Annotated in this window: 2 protein-coding genes, 1 tRNA gene and 1 pseudogene; 3 read left to right on the top strand and 1 reads right to left on the bottom strand. The window is 50.1% G+C overall.

The genetic code is table 11. The annotated features are described in order from the left end of the window. Positions 1–311: 311 nt before the first annotated feature. Entirely contained in the window at positions 312–2,588 is a 2,277-nt protein-coding gene (gene purL, locus ACEW8P_RS13740) for a phosphoribosylformylglycinamidine synthase subunit PurL (RefSeq protein ID WP_373513648.1), read from the bottom strand. A 136-nt stretch (positions 2,589–2,724) separates the two neighbouring features. On the opposite strand from purL, the gene ACEW8P_RS13735 reads away from it, so the two are divergent. The 3 genes and pseudogenes from ACEW8P_RS13735 to ACEW8P_RS13725 form a co-directional block, all read left to right on the top strand. Beyond that, positions 2,725–2,809, top strand: a tRNA-Ser gene (locus ACEW8P_RS13735). A gap of 59 nt (positions 2,810–2,868) precedes the next feature. Beyond that, positions 2,869–3,471, top strand: coding sequence for a hypothetical protein (locus ACEW8P_RS13730; RefSeq protein WP_373513647.1), 603 nt, complete (start codon positions 2,869–2,871; stop codon positions 3,469–3,471). Positions 3,472–3,622: 151 nt separating this feature from the next. Further along, positions 3,623–4,053, top strand: a pseudogene (locus ACEW8P_RS13725) (hypothetical protein); the annotation flags it as partial.

Genomic DNA, 4,053 nt, shown 5'->3' with positions numbered 1-4,053 from the left:
CAAAAAGATTCAGTAAATTTGTGAAACATTTTTTATTGTACCCCGTAGCTGAGCGCCATTGTCGATCAGTTTTCAAATCTTTTATTGAGATGTTCATATACTTCCAATATAAGAAAACATATTCAATACAACAAGTCTATTGGGTAAAAAGCCTTTACCGATTAGTTTAGATTCAGGACAACGGTTCTTCATCTGCTCTTGATCCATATTGGATCCGTAAGCGAAGTCATAGTACATATTTAAGTATTCGGGAACTGGAACAAATGCTTTAACTTAACAACAATACCCTCTTAGTGTTAGGTGAGAACCACCTACGCCATAATCCTCCCCAGCGAATTATCGTACAAATCCTTCGCTTCCGAAGTACTTAAGACTTCCTCCTTGTCGACCACGAAACCCTCCGCCGTAACAGTTCCCAGCAAAGCATGAGCAATCTTCAAATCCGATCCCAGGTACTTTTGAAATTCCCCCTGCATGGCGGGTTTTACCGAAACCAGCACCCGGCCCTGCGCCTCGCCGAATAGGTAAGCATCTTTACGGAAATTCTTATCGGTGGCGATTTGAAAGCCCAGTCCGCGCGGCATCGCCGATTCGGCCAGGGCCACGAACAGGCCGCCGTCCGAAATATCGTGGACAGACTGCACCATACCCTTCTCGATGAGCTTTTTTATGGCCTGATGCAACGTGTACTCTTCCTCCATGTCGAAGGCCGGAGCGGGGGATTCCTTCACCTTGCGGTAGCTGTACAGGTATTCTGAGGAAGCAATATCGTTCTTAGGCGCTCCGACCAGGTAGATCAAATCATCGGCGGTTTTGAAATCGAGCGTCATGTGGTGGGCGGGATTTTCCATCAGGCCGATCATGCCGATGGTTGGCGTGGGGAACACCGGACCATCGTCGGAGCTTTGGTTGTAGAAGCTCACGTTGCCGCCCGTGACGGGCGTGGCGAACTTCTCGCAGGCCGCGCCCATGCCTTTGACGGCCTGGACAAATTGCCAGTAAACCTCCGGCACGTAGGGATTACCGAAATTCAGGTTGTTGGTCACGGCCAATGGCTCGGCCCCAGTGCAGGTGAGGTTACGCGCGGCTTCCGACACGGCTATTTGCGCGCCAATGAAGGGATCAGCATTGACGTAGCGGCTGTTGCAGTCCACCGTCATGGCGATGCCCTTTTTGTAGTCGGGACGCGCCACATCGCGGATGCGCACCACTGCCGCATCGGAAGGGCGGTTGGTCGTGCGGTTGGCCGTACCGACCATCGAATCGTACTGCTCGTAAATCCAGCGTTTGGAGGCAATGTTGGGGTGGGAAAGCAGGTGTCGCGCTACTTTGCCGATTTCCTCACCCGACACATCGGGTACTTTATCGATGTCAAACTTCTTGAATCTTTGGTAGTAAGCGGGTTCCCGTGTCTCACGATGATACTGTGGTGCGCCGCCGCCAAGTACCAGGTCGTAGGCAGGAACGTCGGCGATGAGTTCGCCGTGTTGGTAAAAGTGCAGCCGTCCGGCGTCGTCGGAGCCAGCGGAAACTACCTCGCCAATCTGCACGCAGTGCAAGTCCCACTTATCGAAAATACCCTGAATAATATCCTCTTTGCCTTTTTGAACTACCACCAGCATCCGCTCCTGCGACTCCGACAGCAGGATTTCCCAACCGTGCATATTGGTTTGGCGGGTGGGTACTTTGTCGAGGTTGATGACCATGCCGTGTTCGCCCTTGGCGCTCATTTCGGAGGTCGAGCAAATGATGCCCGCCGCGCCCATGTCCTGAATACCAATCACATGGCCCGTGTCGATGATTTCCAACGTAGCTTCCAGCAGTAGTTTTTCCATGAACGGATCACCCACCTGCACGGCGGGTAGTTTCTCGTTCGATTTATCCGAAATATCCTCGGAAGCAAAAGTTGCGCCGTGGATACCGTCCTTACCCGTAGCTGAGCCCACGATATACACCGGATTGCCCACGCCGTAGGACGTAGCCTTGGCGACTTTCCCTACTTCCACGATGCCCGCCGAGAAGGCGTTTACCAGCGGATTGGTGTTGTAGCATTCATCAAAAAATACCTCGCCGCCGACGGTCGGGATACCGAAGGCGTTGCCGTAGTCGCCGATGCCCTTCACCACGCCGCGCACCAGCCATTTGGTTTTAGCCAGGTCGGGATTGCCGAAACGTAGGGAGTTAAGCTGAGCAATGGGACGTGCACCCATCGTGAAAATATCGCGGTTGATGCCGCCCACGCCTGTCGCCGCGCCCTGGTAGGGTTCCAATGCCGAGGGGTGGTTATGCGACTCGATCTTGAAACTGCACGCCAGTCCATCGCCGATGTCGACCAGTCCGGCGTTTTCTTCCCCGGCTTTGGCGAGCATCCGGTCTGAGTCACGGGGCAGGGTTTTGAGCCAGACGATGGAGTTTTTGTACGAGCAGTGTTCCGACCACATGACGGAGAAAATGCTCAGTTCGGTGAAGTTGGGCGTGCGGCCCAGGATTTCTTCTATTTTGGCAAATTCTTCGGGTAGTACACCCAGTTTGCGGGCGGTTTCGACGGTGGGCAGGGAATTGCCGTCGTTTATTTCGGGAGAAGTCATTGAGTATTATTAAAGATTAGGCTTACCACAAAACTAGGGCTTTAAGCTTACAGAAGCGGCATTGGAAGAATTTTTCTGCCAAAAGTATTGACAGATTAGAAATGATGCGTAATTTTGCAGCCTAGTTTGACCCCAAAGAGGAATGGCAGAGTGGTCGAATGCGGCAGTCTTGAAAACTGTTGTGGGGCAACCCACCGGGGGTTCGAATCCCTCTTCCTCTGCAACGAAAGCCCGTTTGGATAATTCTGAGCGGGTTTTTCTATTTCACATCAGACAGTTCATGTTAGATAACGTCAATACTAGAATGATTTTCCGGGCTGCTTTCTCGTTGGCCTTACTACTCATTCTGATCCCGATTGGTATTTATTGCTTTCAATTTGCTGGAAATGGCCTTTCGCAAAAACCGCAGCATTGGGCCGCCTTAAGCGATTACCTGAACGTATGGGTGAGCATGGCCAGTTTGATATTTCTTGCCACACTTACCTATGTGCTGGACAGGCAGCGTGGTGCCGATGAGCAAGCCAGAAATCGACCCCTGGTCATTTTCAGGGTCGATCACAATGAGAAAGTGTGGTATCTGAAAAATGTCGGCAATGGGGTTGCCCTGGACATCGACATATCCCGTCTGGAAAAAACAGGGGACGGGGAATTGTGGGAAATTCCGGTCAAAGTTTACGCGCTGATGAGCGGCGAAGAATTTAAGATATTCTGGTTCCGGGCAGCGGGCAAAATATGCGCCACCTACAATGGTGTTTTGGACGAAAAAAAACTGATTACGATTATCGAGGGCGACAAAAACAGGTTTCCAAATGTTAATCCAATTAATTCTTTTCAGCAAAGCAATCAATTCATACGGATAGAGGATGCGCCCGAAATGTTGTAGAAAGGCCGTTGTAATTTATTGGAAGACAAATCTGCATCAATTCAGTGCTTACGAATAGGGTATTCTTGAATTGGAGATCGAGAAGTTGAATAAGTGAATGTATCGGGTGATTATTCGTAGCTTTATTTAAAAAAACGGCCTACCAATCCACATGGAATCGATCCCAAAAGCCTTATTTCTTAAAACTGAACTCGACTCTCTTCGTCCCCTCACCCAAGAGCAGGAGGCGAGGATCATGCAAAAATTTCGATTGGATTGGAACTACCACTCCAATCATTTGGAAGGCAACACGCTGACTTATGGCGAAACGAAAGCATTGCTCCTTTTCGGTATTACGGCGCAAGGCAAGCCGTTAAAAGACCACTTGGAAATTGAGGGGCATAATGAAGCCATCGAATGGATACTCGACGTTGTGAAAGGCGACTACCTTTTGACAGAGAAGTTCATTCGTGAACTCCATACTTTGTTACTAAAAGAATCCTACATAACAAAAGCGATTACCCCAGATGGTCAACCTACGACCAAGCGCGTAGAAGTAGGTAAATACAAAAGCCAGCCGAATCATGTGCTGACTGCAACGGG

The sequence above is a fragment of the Persicitalea sp. genome (assembly GCF_041751555.1).
In the GTDB taxonomy this organism is placed as follows: domain Bacteria; phylum Bacteroidota; class Bacteroidia; order Cytophagales; family Spirosomataceae; genus Persicitalea.
Note: the sequence above shows the minus strand (reverse complement) of the source record. Positions and strands in the feature narration are given on the sequence as shown.